The organism is Streptomyces sp. NPDC058663, assembly GCF_042716745.1.
Classification (GTDB): domain Bacteria; phylum Actinomycetota; class Actinomycetes; order Streptomycetales; family Streptomycetaceae; genus Streptomyces.
Map to the genome: position 1 here is coordinate 1 of NZ_JBHXRV010000043.1, position 17067 is coordinate 17067.

Sequence of the window (17067 nt, forward strand, 5' to 3'; positions counted from 1 at the left end):
GGGCCGCCCCCACCCCTGCCCCTTACCCCCCAGCCGCCTTGGGCGGCGGGGCCGCGCCCCCCGGGGGGCGCGGGGGTCCCCCCTGCTCGAGCGAAGTCGAGAGCTTGGGGGAGGGCGGGCAAGGGGGCGGCCCCCGGCGGAGCCGTGCACCTGGGACCCGCCCCACCCCGGCCCCCGCCGCCAAGGTTCCGCTCCGTCCCCGGAGTGGTCCGCTGCGCGGGGCCTCACCCCACCCCGCCCCCTCCCGACTGTGACACTTCACGGCTCCGCCGCGCGGGTGGCTCCGCCCCAGACCCCGGGGTGGCGAGCCCGGCCAGGGCAGGCGGGGGAGTGCGGCTCGCCCGTGGCCGGCCGCGCAGTTCCCCGCGCCCCTGAAGGCCCCGCCCGCGCCGCGGACCGCACCACGTCACAGCCCGCCCCCTGAAGGGGCACCCCACGCCACCCCACCCACCCACCGCCCCCCAGCCCATGCGGGGAACGTCACTGCCCCACCGCACCCCCACCCCCACCCCGCCCGTAAGGTAGTGCCCCAAGGACCGGGGCCCCGAAAACCCCGCCCCACCAGCACGATCCCCGCGCAACACCGCATGAACACCTCACCAGCGCCGCTCCACCGCCGAAGCGGTCGCCCTCCCGTCCGGGACCTCCCGATCGCCCTCCCGAGGAGCCGCACGCCATGACCGCGCACGCCGCCGCAGGTGACCCGCACGCCGCAGCCGCCCAGCCGACGCCCGAAACCCCCGCCTACCCCGTCGGCCTGCGCCTCCTGGGCCGCCGCACGGTGGTCATCGGCGGCGGACAGGTGGCCCAGCGCCGCCTCCCCGCCCTCATCGCAGCCGGTGCGGACATCACCCTGATCTCCCCCTCCGCCACCCCCTCCGTGGAAGCCATGGCAGAGGCCGGCGAGATCGCCTGGGAGCGCCGCCGCTACCAGGACGGTGACCTCGCCGACACCTGGTACGCCCTCGTCGCCTCCAGCGACCCCGCCGCCAACACCGCCGCCTCCGCCGAGGCCGAACGTACCCGCACCTGGTGCGTCCGGTCCGACGACGCCGAGGCCGCCACCGCCTGGACCCCCGCCACCGGACGTTCCGACGGCGTCACCATCGCGGTCCTCACCGGCCACGACCCCCGCCGCTCCGCCGCCGTACGCGACGCCGTCGTCGAAGGGCTGCGCGACGGCAGCCTCGCCGCCCCCCGCCACCGCGCCCGGCACGCCGCCGACGGCACCCCCCGTGTCGCCCTGGTCGGCGGCGGCCCCGGTGACCCGGACCTGATCACCGTGCGCGGCCGCCGCCTCCTGGCCGAGGCGGACGTCGTGATCGCCGACCGGCTCGGCCCCCGCGACCTGCTCGACGAACTGCCGCCGCACGTCGAGGTCATCGACGCCGCGAAGATCCCGTACGGCCGCTTCATGGCCCAGGAGGCGATCAACCAGGCGCTCATCGACCACGCCAAACAGGGCAAGGCCGTCGTACGGCTGAAGGGCGGCGACCCGTTCGTCTTCGGCCGCGGCATGGAAGAGGCCCAGGCGCTCGCCGCCGAGGGCGTCGCCTGCACCGTGGTCCCCGGCATCTCCAGCACCATCAGCGTCCCCGGCGCGGCCGGCATCCCCGTCACGCACCGGGGCGTCGCCCACGAGTTCACCGTGGTCAGCGGCCACGTCGCCCCCGACGACCCGCGCTCGCTGGTCGACTGGGCGGCCCTCGCCAAACTGCGCGGGACCCTGGTCCTGCTGATGGCGGTCGAGCGGATCGCCCCCATCGCCGAGGCACTGGTCGCCCACGGCCGCGCGCCCGGCACCCCGGTGGCGATCATCCAGGAGGGCACGATGGCGACCCAGCGCCGCGTCGACGCGACCCTGGCGACGGTGGGGGAGAAGGCCAAGGCCGAAAACGTACGGCCGCCCGCCGTCATCGTCATCGGCGACGTCGTCACGGTGAACACCACCGCCCTCGGCGCCCCGCCCCAGTAACCGCGGGTAACGAGCCCGCCCGCCCCCGTTGGCACCGCACCCACGACAAGGCAGTATCACCCTGTGGCCGATCTCCTCACCATCGACGACCCCGACGACCCGCGCCTGAGCGACTACACGAACCTGACCGACGTCGAGCTGCGGCGCCGCCGCGAGCCCGCCGAGGGCCTGTTCATCGCGGAGGGCGAGAAGGTCATCCGCCGCGCCCGCCAGGCCGGGTACGAGATGCGGTCGATGCTGCTGTCCGCCAAGTGGGTCGACGTCATGCGCGACGTCATCGACGAGGTCCCGGCCCCGGTGTACGCCGTCAGCCCGGACCTCGCCGAGCGGGTCACCGGCTACCACGTGCACCGCGGCGCCCTCGCCTCCATGCAGCGCAAACCGCTGCCGGCCGCCACCGACATCCTCACCGCCGCACACCGGCCGGGCGGGCCCGAGGACCACCCCGTCCGCCGGGTCGCGGTCTTCGAGGACATCGTCGACCACGCCAACCTGGGTGCAGCCTTCCGCAACGCGGCGGCCCTGGGGGTCGACGCGGTCCTGCTCACCCCCCGCTGCGCCGACCCCCTCTACCGGCGCGCGGTGAAGGTGTCCATGGGCGCCGTCTTCCAGGTGCCGTGGACGCGCCTGCGGTCCTGGCCGCAGGACATCGGGCTGATGCGCTCGGCCGGCTTCACCACCGCGGCGCTCTGCCTGAGCGAACAGGCCATCACCCTCGACGAACTCGCCGCCCGCGACGACGACAGACTGGCCCTGATCTTCGGAACCGAGGGCGACGGACTCACCGCCGAGGCCCTCATCGGCGCGGACGAACACGTCCGCATCCCGATGGAAGCGGGCGTCGACTCGCTGAACGTGGCAGCGGCCTCCGCCGTCGCCTTCTACGCCACCCGCGCCCGGCGTCCCTGAACCACCAAGGCTCCGGGGCCCGCCCCGGGCCGCCGCCGGTCTACAGGAGCTGCGCCTGGGCCATGACCTGACGCGGCACCTCGGACCCCAGCCCCCGGGCCGGCCCCTGGCACCCCTGCGCCGCGGCGATACCCAGCGCGACCAGCAGTGTCACCACTACGAACACCACGAGCCGCTGCCGCAGCAACCGCGGGTTCGCGGGCCGCAGCCTGCCCCCCGAGGTCGGGCGCGCCCCCGGCCGGGTGCCCTTGCGGGCCGCCCCGGACCGGGTGGTGTTCCGTCCGCCGGCCGGTGCGGCGTTGCGCGCGGAGAACGGGCCGTTACGGGGCTGGGAGCCGCGCGGCTGCTGCCCGTGACCCCGCGGCTCGGGCTGCTGACCGGTGCTCTCCGTCCGCTGCTCCGCGGCACGCCGCTGCTGGGTGGTCCGCTGGGTCCGCTGGTCGGCGTACGCGTCAGCGGCCGGGGCGCGCTGTGCCGGAGGCCGCTTCTCCGGGCCGCCCCCCTGCGCCTCCCGCGCGGCGATCTCTTTCAGCCGCATCGACAGCTGGAGCGTGCTGGGACGTTCCTCCTGGTCCTTCGCCAGACAGGCCCGGATGAGCGGAGCCAGTGCGTCCGGCACCCCGTCGAGCAGCGGCTCCTCGTGCACCACCCGGTAGAGCATGACCTCGGAGCTGCCCTGCCCGAACGGCGAGTCAGCGGTCGCCGCGTACGCCAGCGTCGCCCCGAGCGCGAACACGTCCGTCGCCGGAGTGACGGCGGCCCCCCGCACCTGCTCCGGCGCCAGGAAGCCGGGGGAGCCCACCGCCGTGCCCACATGGGTCAGCGTGCTCGCCCCGGTCGCCCACGCGATGCCGAAGTCGATGATCCGGGGCCCCTTGGGCGAGAGCAGGATGTTCGACGGCTTCAGATCCCGGTGTACGACGCCGGCCTCGTGCACCGCGACCAGTCCCTCCGCGAGCGCGGCGCCGATGGCCGCCACCTCGGCGGCGATCAACGAGCCCTCCTCGGCGACCCGGTCGTGCAGCGAGGGCCCGGGAACGTACTGCGTCGCGAACCACGGACGCTCCGCGTCCAGATCTGCGGCCACCAGCCGGGCCGTGCACCCGCCACGGATCCGTCGGGCCGCCGACACCTCGCGCGCGAAGCGCGACCTGAACTCCTGATCCTCCGCCAGGTCGGGCCGGATCACCTTCAGCGCGACCCGCTGGCCCCGCCGGTCCGATCCCAGGTAAACGACACCCATACCGCCCGCGCCCAGCCGCCGGTGAATCCGGAACGAGCCGACGACACGCGGGTCCTCGCGCCGGAGCCGCATCATCGCCATGTCCGTCCCCTACCTTCGGTGGAGCCTCCCCCACCCCACTGCTGACCGGTCCGTTCGACGTGGCACAGCTTACGTACCCGTGGCGCGGTGTGCTCATAGGCCACACCCTCGCGGATCGATCCGTTGTCAGTGCCGGGTGAGAAACTTGAAGCACGGTCAGGGAACGTGCGTTCCTGTGTCCCTGACTCCTGCTCACTCTCAACGGGCCGCAGCAGAAGGGGGATTGGATCAATGAAGGGCGATCGGGTCGAGATAGTGGTGGACGCCGGGGACACCACCCGGACGTACGAGATGGTGGCCAGCAGGGCGGGCCGCAGGGTCGAGACGGCGGTCCGCAGGGGGGTGGTGGAAGTGAGTGAAGTCACCCGCAGCGGCAGCGTCGTGCGCACCGCGCGCTTCATGGCCACCCGTGTCCTTGCCCTGGTCGAACAGCCGGTACCCAGGGAAGACGCTTCGGAACGGCGCGGCACCGAGGAGTAGGACAGCGGGCAGTCCCGGCCCACCGTGGGGGCATCCCCCGGGTGCCCCCTCGGGGAAGTCCCCGACTCCTCCACCCTCCTCTCCACCCAGGGGAGTAGACCGTCACCCGGCAGGTCATCCTCCGGGAGGCCAGACATTCGGTACGAGGGCATGACGTCCGGGTGCGCACCCGCCCCTAATCTTGAAATCAAGCGGTGGGTGGAGCACTCGTCCCCCGAGGTCAGACACCCGCCGCTTCCTACACGACAGGAGAGGGACCATGGCGCACACGGCATCGAGGACGATCAGCCGCAACGCTGCGCTTCGCCTCCACGGCCGCCGTGCTCTCACGGTGTTCGGCGGACGCAACTCCGGCCCGCGCCACCCCCTGGTGGCAACGGCCATGGTCCTTCCCCTGGCTGCCCTGCTCCTCTTCCTCTTCGGAGGCTGGGAAGCAGTGGTCGCACAAGCGTCGTCCGTGGGTGTGCTGCTGGGGCGCTGAGCGGCGCCACGATCCGGGAGAGCGGCCCGGATCGAACCACAGCACTAGGCCCATCAGCCCCGTGGGGACGGGGGTGCGGCGGACGGCTGAGTTTGCCCGGACAGCTGGGGAGCTGTCCGGGCAAACGTGTACCCGGACCCCTCCGGCCCCGTACGACACAACACCACCCCGCCCCGCACCCGCGCCCTTACCCCCAGCCCCCTTGCGCGACAGGGCCGCCCCCACGCTCCTCCCCCCCTTGGTCGGCGGGGCCGCTCGACCCCCTACCCCCGCCGCCGTGGGCGGCGGGGCCGCCCCCCGGGGGCGGGACGGGCGGGCAAGGGGGCGGCCCCCGGCGGAGCCGAACACCCTGGGTCCCGCGCACCCCACAGCCCCGGCCCCGCGCACCCCATGCCCCGCCCCGGCGCCCGAGCGGCCGCCCTCGCCCTCACCCCGCCGTGCACCCGCCCACCGAGCGCCCGCCCACTGTGCGCCCACGCCACCGTGCACCCGCCCCGCCCCCCCCTGCTGGCCTCCCCACGCCCGTGCGGCCCGTATGCTCCCTCACCTCGCCGAACCCGAACCACCGGGGGACTCCATGACCGCCACCACCACCGTCACCACGGTCCTGACCACCCTGGCCGCAGCCACAGCCCACCCACCACCCCCCGGGCCCCCGACGTCCCGCATCAATGACCGTCCCGCCCGCGGCGGCCCGCCGACAGCAGCCGACCTCTGCCGGCACGCCCCCCATACCCTCACCCTCCTCGCCGACCGTCCCGACGGCACCGTCGTCCGTCACGGCCCCCTCGTCGTCAAGGCGCACGCCCCGGACGCCGACCCCACCGCCCTGGACGTACGGATCGCCGTGGCCGCTCACCCCCTCCTGGCCGGCATCCTCCTGCCCCCGCTGCCGCCCCCCGTCGGACCGGTGAAGACGGACGGCCGGCCTCTGTCCGTCTGGCCCTTCGGCACACCCGTCGACCCGGAGGACCCGGACTCCGCCCCCTGGGAGGAGACCGCCGTCCTCCTCGCCCGCCTGCACCGCACCGACGCGTCCGCGCTCCCCATGCCGCTCCCGCCCATGCGCGGCCCCGCGAAGGCCGCCCGTGCGGTGGCCCGGATGCGGGCCACCCGCCCGCACGACGCGGTCCTCGCCGCCTGGCACGGCCTCCCCGCCCGGGCCAGGAACGAGGCCCCCGGCCCCGCGCGCACCCTCTGCCACGGCGACCTCCACCTGGGCCAGCTCGTCCGTCACCCCGCCCCGAACGGCCCCTGGCACCTCATCGACGTCGACGACCTCGGACTCGGCGACCCCGCCTGGGACCTGGCCCGCCCGGCCGCCTGGTACGCCGCAGGCCTGCTGCAGCCCGACACCTGGCAGCGCTTCCTCGCCGCGTACCGTGCGGCAGGAGGCCCCGCCGTACGCCCCGACGGGGACCCCTGGCCGGAACTCGACGTCGCTGCCCGGGCCCTTACGGTCCAGACGGCCGCGCTCGCCCTTGCCAAGTCCACAGCCGAGCAGCGCCCCCTCGACGAGGTCGAGCAGCTGATGATCGATTCCTGCGCCCGCATCGCCTCGCTCCCGCCCGAGAAGGACGAGAAGCCTCCGTCCCCGGGTGAAGTCCCGCGCACCGGGCATGCTGCATCCCGGCGACGTTCAGGACCCGTCGGACAGACGGTCCGTCCGGCCGGAAGCCCACGACCCGAGGAGTGAGCCCATGCACTGTCCCAAGTGCCACGCCCCCATGCACACGTACAACCGCAACGGTGTCCAGATCGAGCAGTGCAGCAACTGCCGCGGCATCTTCCTGGACTACGGCGAGCTCGAGTCGTTGACCCGCCTGGAGACCCAGTGGTCCCAGCAGGCCCCGCCGCCCGCGCCTCCGCAGGCGTACCCCACGGCCCCCGCGCCCGCCTGGGGCGCCCCTCAGCACGGCGGCCACGGAGGTCACGGCGGTCACGGAGGCCATGGCGGCCACCACGGCCAGCACCGCCAGAAGGGCTTCGGCCGTATGCTCTTCTCCTCCTGAGCCGCACTCCGCGTGCGCCGACATGTCACCTGCCTCGGCACGTCATCTGCCTCGGCACGTCACCTGCGCCGGCACGTCGCGCACATGAAGAAGCCCCCGACCGAAATGCGGTCGGGGGCTTCAACTGCGGTGCGCGATACTGGGATTGAACCAGTGACCTCTTCCGTGTCAGGGAAGCGCTCTCCCGCTGAGCTAATCGCGCGGGACGATCCATGCGGACCGGATACTGCCGGTGCTGCGTGCGCGATACTGGGATTGAACCAGTGACCTCTTCCGTGTCAGGGAAGCGCTCTCCCGCTGAGCTAATCGCGCGGGACGGCCCTTGCGGGCCAGATCTTCGGTTGTGCTGCGTGCGCGATACTGGGATTGAACCAGTGACCTCTTCCGTGTCAGGGAAGCGCTCTCCCGCTGAGCTAATCGCGCTTGGAGGTGGAGACGGGATTTGAACCCGTGTAGACGGCTTTGCAGGCCGTTGCCTCGCCTCTCGGCCACTCCACCAGGAGTGCAGTAAGGGTATCGGGAAGAACCCCCACTATCGAGCGGACGACGAGACTCGAACTCGCGACATCCACCTTGGCAAGGTGGTGCTCTACCAACTGAGCTACGTCCGCTTGTCTGTTCCGTTCCACTTGCGTGTCCCGGCGACGTGTTGAACTCTAGCGGATTCCCGGTCCAGTACAAAAACGCGTTTGTGCAGCGTGCTGCGCTGTCCCCGGTACCCACTTCGGCCGTCGGGTCACGCAGCGGACCGGCCGGGTCACCATGGGAGTCCGCCCCGGGTGCCGCCTCCGGCCCCGCCATAGACTCGATGACGTGCACGACCTTCCCTCTCTCGCCCGCTTCGGCAGCCTTGTCGCCTCCGATCTGCGCGACGTGACCAGCGACCCGGCGGCCCTCGACTCCGCCGGTTTCTGGGCCGTGGCAGCTGATTTCGAGGGCCGGCTCGTCTGTGCCCGCTTCGGCGACGTCCGCAGGGAGCCGGTGCCTGCCGCCGTCCCCGGCGCCTGGCGGGGGCCCGCCGCCGACAGCTGGACGTCCTCGCTCGACCACGCCGCCTACACCGCGGGTGTACGCCGCATCCGCGCTCACATAGCGAAGGGGGAGGTCTACCAGGCCAACCTCTGCCGCGTGCTGAGCGCACCCATCGCCCCGGGTGCCGACATCGACGCCCTCACCGCGCTGCTCGCCCGCGGCAACCCGGCCCCGTACGCCGGTACGATCCGGCTGCCCGCGCACGGCGTGGAGATAGCCACCGCGTCCCCCGAGCTCTACCTGTCGCGCGACGGGGACGTCGTCGAGTCCGGCCCCATCAAGGGGACAGGGAGGACCGCCGCGGACCTCCTCGAGAAGGACCACGCCGAGAACGTGATGATCGTCGACCTGGTACGCAACGACCTGGGCCGGGTCGCCGTCACCGGCAGCGTCACCGTTCCCCGGCTCTGCGCCGTCGAACCGCATCCCGGCCTCGTCCACCTCGTGTCCACGGTCCACGCGGAACTGAGCCCGGGGGCGGGGTGGGCCGGGCTGCTGGCGGCGACCTTCCCGCCGGGGTCCGTCACCGGTGCCCCCAAGTCCAGCGCACTGAAGATCATCGAAGCGCTGGAGACAGCGCCCCGCGGCCCCTACTGCGGAGGCATCGGCTGGATCGACGCGGACCGCCGCACCGGCGAGCTGGCCGTGGGCATCCGCACCTTCTGGATCGACCGTGCGGCCCCGGGCGGACCCGCCCTGAAGTTCGGCACCGGCGCGGGCATCACCTGGGGATCCGACCCGGAACGGGAATGGGCGGAGACCGAGCTGAAGGCGTCCAGACTGCTCGCGGTAGCGTCGGGTGCCCACGACGTCACAGCAAGTGCAAGCGGAAGGGCCGGGTCATGAAAATTTGGGTCAACGGCGGACTGTCCGACGCCGACACGGCGAAGGTCTCCGTACTGGACCACGGGATGACCGTGGGCGACGGCGTCTTCGAGACGATGAAAGCGGTCGAGGGGCGCCCCTTCGCCCTCACCCGTCACCTGGACAGGCTCACCGCCTCCGCGCGCGGCCTCGGCCTGCGCGATCCCGACCACGACGAGGTGCGCCGCGCCTGCGCCGCCGTGCTCGACGCCAACCCGATGCCGCTCGGCCGGCTGCGCGTCACCTACACCGGAGGCGTCTCACCGCTCGGCTCGGACCGCGGCGACGCCGCACCCACACTGATCGTCGCGCTCGGCGAGTGCGCCCGCCGCCCCGACAGCACCGCCGTCGTCACGGTCCCCTGGACCCGCAACGAGCGCAGCGCCCTCACCGGGCTCAAGACCACCTCGTACGCGGAGAACGTCGTCGCGCTCTCCCGCGCGCGCGAGCACGGGGCGTCCGAGGCCCTGTTCGCGAACACCGTGGGACAGCTCTGCGAGGGCACGGGGTCGAACGTCTTCGTCGTTCTGGACGGCGAGCTGCTCACCCCGCCCGTCGCCTCGGGCTGCCTGGCCGGCATCACCCGCGCACTGGCCGTCGAGTGGACCGGCGCCCGGGAACGGGACCTTCCGCTGGAGGTCCTGGAACGGGCCGACGAGATCTTCCTGACTTCGACCCTGCGCGACGTGCAGGCGGTCCACCGCGTCGACGGCCGTGAGCTGCCCGGCGCACCCGGTCCTGTCACGGCGAAGGCGATGCGCGTCTTCGCCGAGCGGGCCGCGGACGAGCTCGACCCGTAATCCATGATGACGGGGCGGCCGGGGGCGGGTACAACTCCCTTGATGACGACGACCCTACGGCCGACCGGGCCGCTCCGGACCAGTGACGGGGGCGCGCGCTCGCGCACCTACGACGTATGCGTGAACAGCCGCCCCGTCGGCACCGCGGAGATCGCCACCGAGCCCGAGTTCGGGCCCTCGGTGGGCCGGATCCGGCTGCTGCGGATCGACGAGCCGGACCGCCGACGCGGCCGCGGCACCGTCGCGGCGCTCGCCGCCGAGGAGGTGCTGCGCGGCTGGCGGTGCGACCAGGTGCTGGTGACCGTGCCCGCGGACGCGGCTCCGGCCGTGCGGATGGCCACCGCCCTCGGCTACGTCGAACGCAGCCGCAACATGCTCAAGGACCTGCCCGCGGAGCCCCCCGAGCTCCCCGCCGGGCTCACGGCCAGGACCATGACGCAGCCGGAGTACGAGCAGTGGCGGCGGCAGTCGCGGGAGAGCTTCGCGCGGAGCCTGACCGACCGGGGCCTGGCCCCCGAACAGGCCCGCGCCAAGGCGGACGACTCGGACCGGCGCTTCCTCCCGGAGGGCCTCGCCACTGCGCACACCTCGGTCGGCCATCTGCTGGCCGACGGCGAGAAGGTCGGCTTCCTGTGGACCGGGCGGCACGAGGTCGCCCCCGGCGAATGGGCCGCCTTCGTGTACGACGTCGAGGTCGACGAGCGGCACCGCGGCAGGGGGTACGGGCGGGCCCTGATGACACAGGCCGAGCGGGTCGCCCTGCGGGACGGCGAAACCCGCCTCGGCCTGCACGTCTTCGCCGGAAACACCCCGGCCCTGCGCCTCTACGAGTCGCTCGGCTTCCGCACTACGCACCTCAACTGCTTCAAGAACCTGCTCTAGCGGCGCGTGACGAACCTGCCGGGGATCCGCTTCGGCAACCGCTTCAGAGCGCCAGCAGCCGGTCCGCGATCTCCTCGATGCGCTCCCGCAGCCCGCTCTGGTCCTTGCTGCCGTCGAGGAGTTCCCCACCGATCTCGTACGTCGGCGTACCCGTCACCTTGATCGCCTTGCCCTCCGCCTGGTCGGCGTCCACGATCAGCAGGTGCCTGCCGTCGATCAGCGCGGTGTCGAACTCCTCGGCGTCCAGGCCCAGCTCATGCGCCACGTCCAGCAGCAGCGGCTGTCCGCGCTCGCCCAGCTCTCCGGTGCGGGCCAGCACCGCCGCCACGTACGGCCAGCCCTTGCCCTGCGCGAAGGCCTCCTCGGCGGCCTGGGCCGCGTCGTAGGCGTGCCGGTGCTTCTCCAGCGGGAAGTGCCGCAGCCGGATGTCGAGACGCTCCCCGTAGCGGGCGCGCAGCGCGTCCAGATCGGCGAGGGCGGTGTGGCAGTCGGGGCACTGGAGCTCGCACCAGACGTCCAGGACGACGGGGACGGCGGGAGCGGTGGGAGAGGGGTTGCTCATGGGGTCCAGTCTCCCAGTCGTACGCCCCGGGCCCCAACCGGGACCTGGGGAGGAGCCGCACCCCGGAGATCTCCCTGAGACCGGGTCCGAGGATGGCCGCAGCCGTGTCCGGCGGTGCAGGATGGGAGGGACTGCACTTCCCACCGCTGGAGGACCGATGCTGCTGGTAGAGACCATCTGTTCGGCGGTGTCCGCGGCCGGCTTGGGCATCGCCGCGATCACCGCGTACCGGAAGCGGTTCCTCGCCGCTACCCGGCTGGCCGCCTACTCGCTGGTACCGGTCGGCCTGGTGATGACCGGGGCGGTGGGCTGGATCTCCGGCATGGTGTTCAAACCCATGGTGTGGGCGGGCTTCGGTGTGCTCGCGCTCGCCTGGCTGCTCTTCCTGACCACCCGCGCGGTGGAGCGCCGCGGCGGCGGAACCCGCAAGGAGCGCAGGGCCGCGAAGGCCGCACAGCGCGACGCGGTGGCACCGGCGGCCTCGGCCCCCTCGCTGGGCAAGGGGGGGCCGGCAGCCGCGCCCGCTGCGGCTCCCGCCCCCGCGGCGAAGCCGAAGAAGGCCGCCGAAGAGGACTTCTCCGACATCGAGGCCATTTTGAAGAAGCACGGCATCTGAACGAGGCATCTGCGCATAGCGCCGGAAGGAGGCCGGCTGCCCCGAAAGCCTGGCGATTCGGACAGTGAAGCGATTGTGGATTTGCACGGAATTCCATGAACTGCCGCCAATAGTGGGCGTGTTGGTCATTCCGTACCACCGGCCTGCGTCATCATCGGCCGGAGATGCTCCAGACCTCCCCGGACGAATCCCCGGTGCCCGCCCCTGCCGAAGAAGCGCGCGGATGCCTCTTCGCGCTCTCCCAGCCGCCGCTGATGATCTTCCTCGCGCTGATCGGTTCGCTGCTCATGATGGGAGCGGTCCATGACCTGTTCCTGGACTGACCATCCCCGGGGCGCGGCGCCGCGGGCCTGCACGGGCCCCGCCGGGACCGCGGCCGCCGCTCAGCCGGAGGCTTCCTTACGCCGGGCCCGGTACGCCGCCACGTGCAGCCGGTTCCCGCAGGTGCGGCTGTCGCAGTAGCGTCGCGACCGGTTGCGCGACAGGTCAACGAACGCGTGCCGGCAGTCCGGTGCCTCGCAGCGCCGCAGCCGTTCCTGCTCACCGGACACCACGATGAAGGCCAGTGCCATGCCGCAGTCCGCCGCCAGGTGGTCCGCCATGGAGGCCCCGGGCGCGAAGTAGTGCACGTGCCAGTCGAAGCCGTCGTGGTCGGTCAGCCGGGGCGTCGTCCCGGCCGCCGCCACCAGCTGGTTGATCAGCTCGGCGGCCGCCCGGGGGTCGGGCGCCGCGAACACCTCCGCGAAGCGTGCCCTGACGTCCCGTACCGCCCGCAGGTCGTCCTCGCCGAGCCGGCCCACGTCGCTCACGTCGTGGATCCGTACGAAGGCCTCCAGCGCCGCCAGATCCGCGAGGCGGTCGGAGGGTTCGCTCTCGGGCGCGGTGTTCACCAGATCGACGACGACGTCGAGGGCTTTCCGGGTGTCGTGGGGGATCAGCACGTTCGCTCCCTGGCCTGCTGCGGGCCGGTGCCCGCCGATGCCGGACGACTCTAGTCGTACACGCAAGCGCACCGTTCGCACACGGAGGCGCCCGCACGGGCCCTACCCCGCAACGCACAGCGGCGCCGTCGCCACGGGTGGATTCCGTGACGACGGCGCCGCTGACCGGCTTATGAAGTTGTCCCTATGGGGTTGTCCGCAACCCGCCGTCGCCCCGAGTCGGACGGCGAGGAGCGACTCTCGACCTGGCTCAGCTCTCGGCCAGGATGTGAGAGAGCTCCGTGTCGAGGTCGAAGTGCCGGTGTTCAGTGCCGGGTGGCACTGCGGCATCCGTCCTCTTCAGGAACGACTCAAGCGCCCGCGCCGGGGCTTCGAGCAGGGCCTCGCCCTCCGGCGAGCTCAGGGCGATGCAGACAACGCCCTGACCGTGGCTCCGGGACGGCCAGACTCGGACGTCGCCGGTTCCGGTGGGCCGGTGCAGGCCCTCGGCGAGGAGATCGCGGGCGAATACCCACTCGACCGTTTCCTCGGCTCCGGTGTGGAAGGTGGCATGCACGGCATAGGGATCGGCCGTGTCGTACCGCAGGCCCGCGGGTACAGGCAGTGATGACTCGCTCGACACAACGAGGCGCAGGTGCAGCTCGCAGCTGACCGTGGTGTTCATAAGCGCCAGGGCCTTTCGCTCAGTGTGCGCTCGGGGATTCGCACGTCGGCGAAATCGACATGCCACCTCTGGTGCTGTTGTAAACCCCTGTGGGTGTTTTAGGTCGCTTGAGGTAGCTCGTACGGCCGAGTCCTGGTTTGACTCGTACGGCTATTCCAGTGAGGGGCCGCGCTCCGGTAGGTTGGCAGCCATGAACGCGGAGAGTGACGGACGGGACGGGGTCGTCGCGAAGACGACGGCCGATCCCGGCACGGGGGACGTGAAGGACGACGAGCGAGAGCTCGGATCGCGGGCGCCGCAGTACATCCAGGCTCGCAGGACGCTGCACCTCAGCTGGCAGGTGGGCGTCTTCGTGGTCGGCCTCGCGGTGGTGATCACGGGCATCATCATGCTGCCGCTGCCGGGCCCCGGCTGGGTGGTGATCTTCGGTGGCATGGCGATCTGGGCGACCGAGTTCGTCTGGGCCCAGCTGGTGATGCGCTGGACGAAGCGGAAGCTCACCGAGGCGGCCCAGAAGGCGCTCGATCCCAAGGTGCGCCGGAGGAACATCATCCTGACCACGATCGGGCTGATCGTCGTCGCGGTGCTGGTGGGGATCTACGTCTGGAAGTTCGGCCTCGTGATGCCCTGGAAGATCGACGAGTGACCTCGGGGCGATGACCGGAAACTGGTCGGGGGCACGCGCTGACATGCGGTAATGTTCTGTCTGTGCCCGGGCGATTAGCTCAGTGGGAGAGCACTTCGTTCACACCGAAGGGGTCACTGGTTCGAACCCAGTATCGCCCACCCGGGACCAGAGGCCCGAGAGACGCACAGTCTCTCGGGCCTCTGGCGTGTGCGGGGCAGGGAAGGGCGGCGCACAGATGCGCGGCCCCCCCGTGCCGCTCAGCCCAGCCTGCCCAGCCGTTCGCGCAGGCGGCGTGCGTCGCGCAGCCGCTGTTCGTACGTGGCACCGACTGCCAGCAGGAGCAGACCGGCCAGCGCCGGAGGCAGCCAGCGGGGGAGCGCGCCGACCACCTGGACCACGTACGGGGCGAGCTCGTGGACGGCCACCAGGGCGAGCGTGACGCCCCCGAGCAGCAGCGGGGCACCCAGACGGTGCCGGGCGCCCAGCAGGGTCACCACGAGGGCACAGCACCCCAGCAGCAGCGGACGCAGCCAGTGCGGGTCGGCCCAGGTGGCCACGAGGCTCGGCAGGAGCGTCGCGGACAGGCCGGGGCCGTACGCCGTCCAGGACGACGCCGTCGGCTCGGCGCGGCGGCGCACGAAGCCCACGGCCAGCGCCAGGGCCGTCACCGGCAGGGTGTACGCCTCGGGGGTGGCGACCCCGGACGCGGCGAGCCTGACCCAGGTCGCCGCCAGGAACAGGGCCGCCGCCACCCAGCGGGCCTGTGCGCGGCCCGGGCGGAGCGCGGTCCCGGCGCAGATCACCGCGCACAGCGCCAGCACCAGGGCCAGGGTCGGCAGGTGGGCCGTCGACAGTGCCACGGCCAGGAGCGCGACGACGGACGCGGCGTACTCGGCGGGCACCACCGGGACCCGGGCCGCGCACAGGGCGACGGCCGCAGGAACAACGAGAAGCAGCAGCCCGGTGTGCTGCGGCGGCAGCTCCAGCGCGGCGGCCGCGGCGAGGGCGAGCCCGGCGGCGTACCCCACCGCCGCGACCGAACCGACGGCACCCGCCACCGTGGCCGGGGTGCGGGCAGCCAGCAGCACGCACACCACCAGCAGCGCGCCCAGCACACCGAAGGTGGCCTCCCGCGAGGCGAGCGCCAGGGCGGACGCGGAGAGCGCGGTGAGCGCACCGGTTGCCAGCGCCGCGTACGAAAGGGCGGTGCGGACCGCCGTGGCGGCCGTCGACGGCTCCGGAGCGGGCGTCGCGGTGCGGGACACCAGCGCCGAGGCGGCGCCGGCCAGAGCCACGTACAGGCAGAGGGCGGCGGCGTACGGCAGGTTCAGTGCGGTGGGCAGCAGGAGCACGGCCACCGCGGCCAGCACGAGTGCCCCGGACGCGGTCGCCGGGTGCGGAAGGCGGCGGTGGACGGCGGCGAGGACGGCCGCGACCGTCAGGGTGATCAGGGGACCCGTGGAGGCAGCCGCCCACGGGAAGTCGAAGTCCACCGCCTCGCGGACCGTGGCCGGCAGGCCCTGCCACGGCGAGAGGGCGCTCGCCAGCGGTACGGAGAGGACGCTCACGGTCAGCGCGGGGAGCACGGTCAGCACCGCGCCCCCGGCCACCGCCCCGGCCGCCCACGCCAGACCGAGCCGTACCGGTCGGGCGAGCCGGAAACCGCGTACCGGACGGGACAGCGACGCGAGCGCCAGGACGCCGAACCCGCACAGAAGGTAGCTGGGCACGGTCCACGCGAGCGGCATCGCGGGCCGCAGAGCACCGCCCGCCGAGGCCACGGCGGCCAGCCCCGCGACCAGAGCGGGGGCGGACCCCGGACGCAGCACAGCGGCTCCCAGGGCGAGCAGCGCGCCCGCGAGGAGCAGCCCGGACGCCGGCAGGGCGCCGGGAACGGAAGAGGAGCCGACGGAGCGCGCCAGCGCGATCAGGAGCGCCATGACGCCGGTGGCCCACGCGCCGGCCTCGGCGAGGTGACTCACCGCACCGAGGGAGCGGCCGCGGGGCGAGCGGGCGTCGGGCGAGGAGGGAGGGACGGAGGATGCGGCGGGAGGTGCGCTTGCGGGGGCGGCGGGTGCGGCGGACCGTGCACCGGAGGAGGCAGCGGCCGGGGCTTCAGGCTGTGTCTGAGCGGGGGCCCCGGCCGGCCTCGGGGTGGCCATGGGGAGGCGGCGGCGGAAGGTGCCCGCCACCAGTGCCGCGTCGAGGGCGGCCGTCGCCAGCAGGGCCCAGGCGAGGGCGAGCGGGGCGGCCGAGGCTGCCAACGCCCCCAGGAACAGCGGAAATTGTGCGGCTATCACGGCCGCAGGCAGGGGGGTGCGCAGTCGGGGGACGGCCAGTCCGTAGGCCGCCCACAAGAGGGCGAGAACCGCGGCCGAGGCGGCCGTCCAGGCCACCGCGCCGGCAGTCGCGAAAGCCACCTCGTGCAGGGCGTAGGCGTCCAGCACGGTCAGCAGCAGGGCCAGTACGCCCACCGACTCCGCGGTGGCGACCAGACCGCGGCGTACCAGCAGGGCGGGCGCCGCCAGGGCGGCCAGGGTGACCACCGTCAGCACCGCGGCACGGCCGGCGATGCCCAGCTGGCCCCAGCCGACCAGGGTGAAGGCGAGAGCGGCGACAGCCAGCAGGATGCCGCCGAGGGTCAGCAGCACGTTCTGGGCGCTCCGGGAGGAGGCCGCGGCCGGCCCGGGTGGCGGCGCGGGCGCGGGCCCCCACTGCGTACGGGGCGCGGACGCCGCAGGGATGGCCTGCACGTGCAGGACGTGCAGCAGATGGGCGCGGCGTTGCAGCAACTGCCCGCGGCGCGCGTCGAGCTGAGCCAGCTCGCGGTCGATGAGCAGCAGCTCGTCGGCGGGCGCGAGCGGCGGAACGTGGTTCATGGGGGGAGTCTGGAGCCA

The 17067-nt window shown here is 73.2% G+C and carries 17 protein-coding genes and 6 tRNA genes; 13 read left to right on the forward strand and 10 right to left on the reverse strand.

The annotated features are described in order from the left end of the window. Positions 1–676 precede the first annotated feature (676 nt). Together cobA and ACFWVV_RS27720 are read left to right on the forward strand one after the other, a co-directional pair. The gene (gene cobA, locus ACFWVV_RS27715; protein ID WP_384359089.1) at positions 677–1975 is read left to right on the forward strand and encodes a uroporphyrinogen-III C-methyltransferase; all 1299 of its coding nucleotides are present in this window, start codon (positions 677–679) and stop codon (positions 1973–1975) included. A 63-nt stretch (positions 1976–2038) separates the two neighbouring features. Continuing rightward, positions 2039–2884, forward strand: coding sequence for a TrmH family RNA methyltransferase (locus tag ACFWVV_RS27720; protein ID WP_384359091.1), 846 nt, complete (start codon positions 2039–2041; stop codon positions 2882–2884). 40 nt (positions 2885–2924) lie between these two features. On the opposite strand, the gene ACFWVV_RS27725 is transcribed toward ACFWVV_RS27720, so the two are convergent. Continuing rightward, a complete protein-coding gene (locus ACFWVV_RS27725) occupies positions 2925–4208 on the reverse strand; it encodes a serine/threonine-protein kinase (RefSeq protein ID WP_384359093.1) in 1284 nt (427 codons plus the stop codon). A 231-nt stretch (positions 4209–4439) separates the two neighbouring features. Here ACFWVV_RS27725 and ACFWVV_RS27730 point away from each other — a divergent pair, with 231 nt between their 5' ends. The 4 genes from ACFWVV_RS27730 to ACFWVV_RS27745 all read left to right on the forward strand — a co-directional run bounded on the left by ACFWVV_RS27730 (position 4440) and on the right by ACFWVV_RS27745 (position 7181). Continuing rightward, positions 4440–4688, forward strand: a complete 249-nt coding sequence (locus ACFWVV_RS27730) for a hypothetical protein (RefSeq protein WP_384359095.1) — start codon at positions 4440–4442, stop codon at positions 4686–4688. A gap of 259 nt (positions 4689–4947) precedes the next feature. Next, a complete protein-coding gene (locus tag ACFWVV_RS27735; RefSeq protein WP_384359096.1) occupies positions 4948–5169 on the forward strand; it encodes a hypothetical protein in 222 nt (73 codons plus the stop codon). 577 nt (positions 5170–5746) lie between these two features. Continuing rightward, complete coding sequence (locus tag ACFWVV_RS27740; RefSeq protein WP_384355621.1) at positions 5747–6865, forward strand: phosphotransferase; 1119 nt, start codon at positions 5747–5749, stop codon at positions 6863–6865. Between the two features lie 4 nt (positions 6866–6869). Further along, on the forward strand, positions 6870–7181 hold the full coding sequence (locus tag ACFWVV_RS27745; RefSeq protein ID WP_384355623.1) for a zf-TFIIB domain-containing protein: 312 nt from the start codon (positions 6870–6872) through the stop codon (positions 7179–7181). A gap of 130 nt (positions 7182–7311) precedes the next feature. Here the strand turns inward: ACFWVV_RS27745 and ACFWVV_RS27750 are convergent. From ACFWVV_RS27750 to ACFWVV_RS27770, 5 genes are all read right to left on the reverse strand, one after another. After that, positions 7312–7383 (reverse strand) — tRNA-Val (locus ACFWVV_RS27750). Between the two features lie 38 nt (positions 7384–7421). Beyond that, positions 7422–7493: transfer RNA gene (locus ACFWVV_RS27755), tRNA-Val, on the reverse strand. A gap of 39 nt (positions 7494–7532) precedes the next feature. Then, positions 7533–7604: transfer RNA gene (locus tag ACFWVV_RS27760), tRNA-Val, on the reverse strand. A 1-nt stretch (position 7605) separates the two neighbouring features. Further along, positions 7606–7679, reverse strand: a tRNA-Cys gene (locus ACFWVV_RS27765). Positions 7680–7719: 40 nt separating this feature from the next. Continuing rightward, a tRNA-Gly gene (locus ACFWVV_RS27770) sits at positions 7720–7792 on the reverse strand. A 202-nt stretch (positions 7793–7994) separates the two neighbouring features. On the opposite strand from ACFWVV_RS27770, the gene ACFWVV_RS27775 reads away from it, so the two are divergent. The 3 genes from ACFWVV_RS27775 to ACFWVV_RS27785 are packed head-to-tail and all read left to right on the forward strand — an operon-like array spanning position 7995 to position 10759. Then, positions 7995–9059 carry a chorismate-binding protein gene (locus ACFWVV_RS27775; protein ID WP_384355625.1) on the forward strand — a complete coding sequence of 355 codons (1065 nt, stop codon included), beginning with the start codon at positions 7995–7997 and terminating at the stop codon, positions 9057–9059. Further along, entirely contained in the window at positions 9056–9877 is an 822-nt protein-coding gene (locus ACFWVV_RS27780) for an aminotransferase class IV (protein WP_384355627.1), read from the forward strand. The genes ACFWVV_RS27775 and ACFWVV_RS27780 overlap by 4 nt, the downstream gene beginning before the upstream one ends. Positions 9878–9919: 42 nt before the next feature. After that, positions 9920–10759, forward strand: coding sequence for a GNAT family N-acetyltransferase (locus ACFWVV_RS27785; RefSeq protein WP_384355629.1), 840 nt, complete (start codon positions 9920–9922; stop codon positions 10757–10759). A gap of 43 nt (positions 10760–10802) precedes the next feature. On the opposite strand, the gene ACFWVV_RS27790 is transcribed toward ACFWVV_RS27785, so the two are convergent. Beyond that, positions 10803–11321, reverse strand: coding sequence for a DsbA family protein (locus tag ACFWVV_RS27790; protein WP_384355631.1), 519 nt, complete (start codon positions 11319–11321; stop codon positions 10803–10805). Between the two features lie 160 nt (positions 11322–11481). Here ACFWVV_RS27790 and ACFWVV_RS27795 point away from each other — a divergent pair, with 160 nt between their 5' ends. Together ACFWVV_RS27795 and ACFWVV_RS27800 are read left to right on the forward strand one after the other, a co-directional pair. After that, a complete protein-coding gene (locus ACFWVV_RS27795; RefSeq protein WP_384355720.1) occupies positions 11482–11937 on the forward strand; it encodes a hypothetical protein in 456 nt (151 codons plus the stop codon). Positions 11938–12101: 164 nt separating this feature from the next. Continuing rightward, entirely contained in the window at positions 12102–12260 is a 159-nt protein-coding gene (locus tag ACFWVV_RS27800) for a hypothetical protein (protein WP_384355633.1), read from the forward strand. Positions 12261–12320: 60 nt separating this feature from the next. Here ACFWVV_RS27800 and ACFWVV_RS27805 read toward each other — a convergent pair whose 3' ends face one another. Beyond that, entirely contained in the window at positions 12321–12878 is a 558-nt protein-coding gene (locus tag ACFWVV_RS27805; RefSeq protein WP_384355635.1) for a CGNR zinc finger domain-containing protein, read from the reverse strand. A gap of 250 nt (positions 12879–13128) precedes the next feature. Beyond that, the gene (locus ACFWVV_RS27810; protein WP_003959770.1) at positions 13129–13542 is read right to left on the reverse strand and encodes an SsgA family sporulation/cell division regulator; all 414 of its coding nucleotides are present in this window, start codon (positions 13540–13542) and stop codon (positions 13129–13131) included. A gap of 190 nt (positions 13543–13732) precedes the next feature. Here ACFWVV_RS27810 and ACFWVV_RS27815 point away from each other — a divergent pair, with 190 nt between their 5' ends. Together ACFWVV_RS27815 and ACFWVV_RS27820 are read left to right on the forward strand one after the other, a co-directional pair. Next, positions 13733–14188, forward strand: a complete 456-nt coding sequence (locus ACFWVV_RS27815) for a TIGR02611 family protein (RefSeq protein ID WP_384355637.1) — start codon at positions 13733–13735, stop codon at positions 14186–14188. A gap of 68 nt (positions 14189–14256) precedes the next feature. Continuing rightward, positions 14257–14328: transfer RNA gene (locus ACFWVV_RS27820), tRNA-Val, on the forward strand. Positions 14329–14427: 99 nt separating this feature from the next. Here ACFWVV_RS27820 and ACFWVV_RS27825 read toward each other — a convergent pair. Beyond that, the gene (locus ACFWVV_RS27825) at positions 14428–17049 is read right to left on the reverse strand and encodes an SCO7613 C-terminal domain-containing membrane protein (protein ID WP_384355639.1); all 2622 of its coding nucleotides are present in this window, start codon (positions 17047–17049) and stop codon (positions 14428–14430) included. Positions 17050–17067 lie beyond the last annotated feature (18 nt).

Excerpts from the sequence above, each read along its gene's own strand:
- ACFWVV_RS27725 (WP_384359093.1), bottom strand. The coding sequence starts at position 4,208 with ATGGCGATGATGCGGCTCCGGCGCGAGGACCCGCGTGTCGTCGGCTCG.
- ACFWVV_RS27815 (WP_384355637.1), top strand. The coding sequence starts at position 13,733 with ATGAACGCGGAGAGTGACGGACGGGACGGGGTCGTCGCGAAGACGACG.
- ACFWVV_RS27825 (WP_384355639.1), bottom strand. The coding sequence starts at position 17,049 with ATGAACCACGTTCCGCCGCTCGCGCCCGCCGACGAGCTGCTGCTCATC.
- ACFWVV_RS27780 (WP_384355627.1), top strand. The coding sequence starts at position 9,056 with ATGAAAATTTGGGTCAACGGCGGACTGTCCGACGCCGACACGGCGAAG.
- ACFWVV_RS27740 (WP_384355621.1), top strand. The coding sequence starts at position 5,747 with ATGACCGCCACCACCACCGTCACCACGGTCCTGACCACCCTGGCCGCA.
- ACFWVV_RS27745 (WP_384355623.1), top strand. The coding sequence starts at position 6,870 with ATGCACTGTCCCAAGTGCCACGCCCCCATGCACACGTACAACCGCAAC.
- ACFWVV_RS27730 (WP_384359095.1), top strand. The coding sequence starts at position 4,440 with ATGAAGGGCGATCGGGTCGAGATAGTGGTGGACGCCGGGGACACCACC.
- ACFWVV_RS27785 (WP_384355629.1), top strand. The coding sequence starts at position 9,920 with ATGACGACGACCCTACGGCCGACCGGGCCGCTCCGGACCAGTGACGGG.
- ACFWVV_RS27790 (WP_384355631.1), bottom strand. The coding sequence starts at position 11,321 with ATGAGCAACCCCTCTCCCACCGCTCCCGCCGTCCCCGTCGTCCTGGAC.
- ACFWVV_RS27800 (WP_384355633.1), top strand. The coding sequence starts at position 12,102 with ATGCTCCAGACCTCCCCGGACGAATCCCCGGTGCCCGCCCCTGCCGAA.
- ACFWVV_RS27735 (WP_384359096.1), top strand. The coding sequence starts at position 4,948 with ATGGCGCACACGGCATCGAGGACGATCAGCCGCAACGCTGCGCTTCGC.
- cobA (WP_384359089.1), top strand. The coding sequence starts at position 677 with ATGACCGCGCACGCCGCCGCAGGTGACCCGCACGCCGCAGCCGCCCAG.
- ACFWVV_RS27810 (WP_003959770.1), bottom strand. The coding sequence starts at position 13,542 with ATGAACACCACGGTCAGCTGCGAGCTGCACCTGCGCCTCGTTGTGTCG.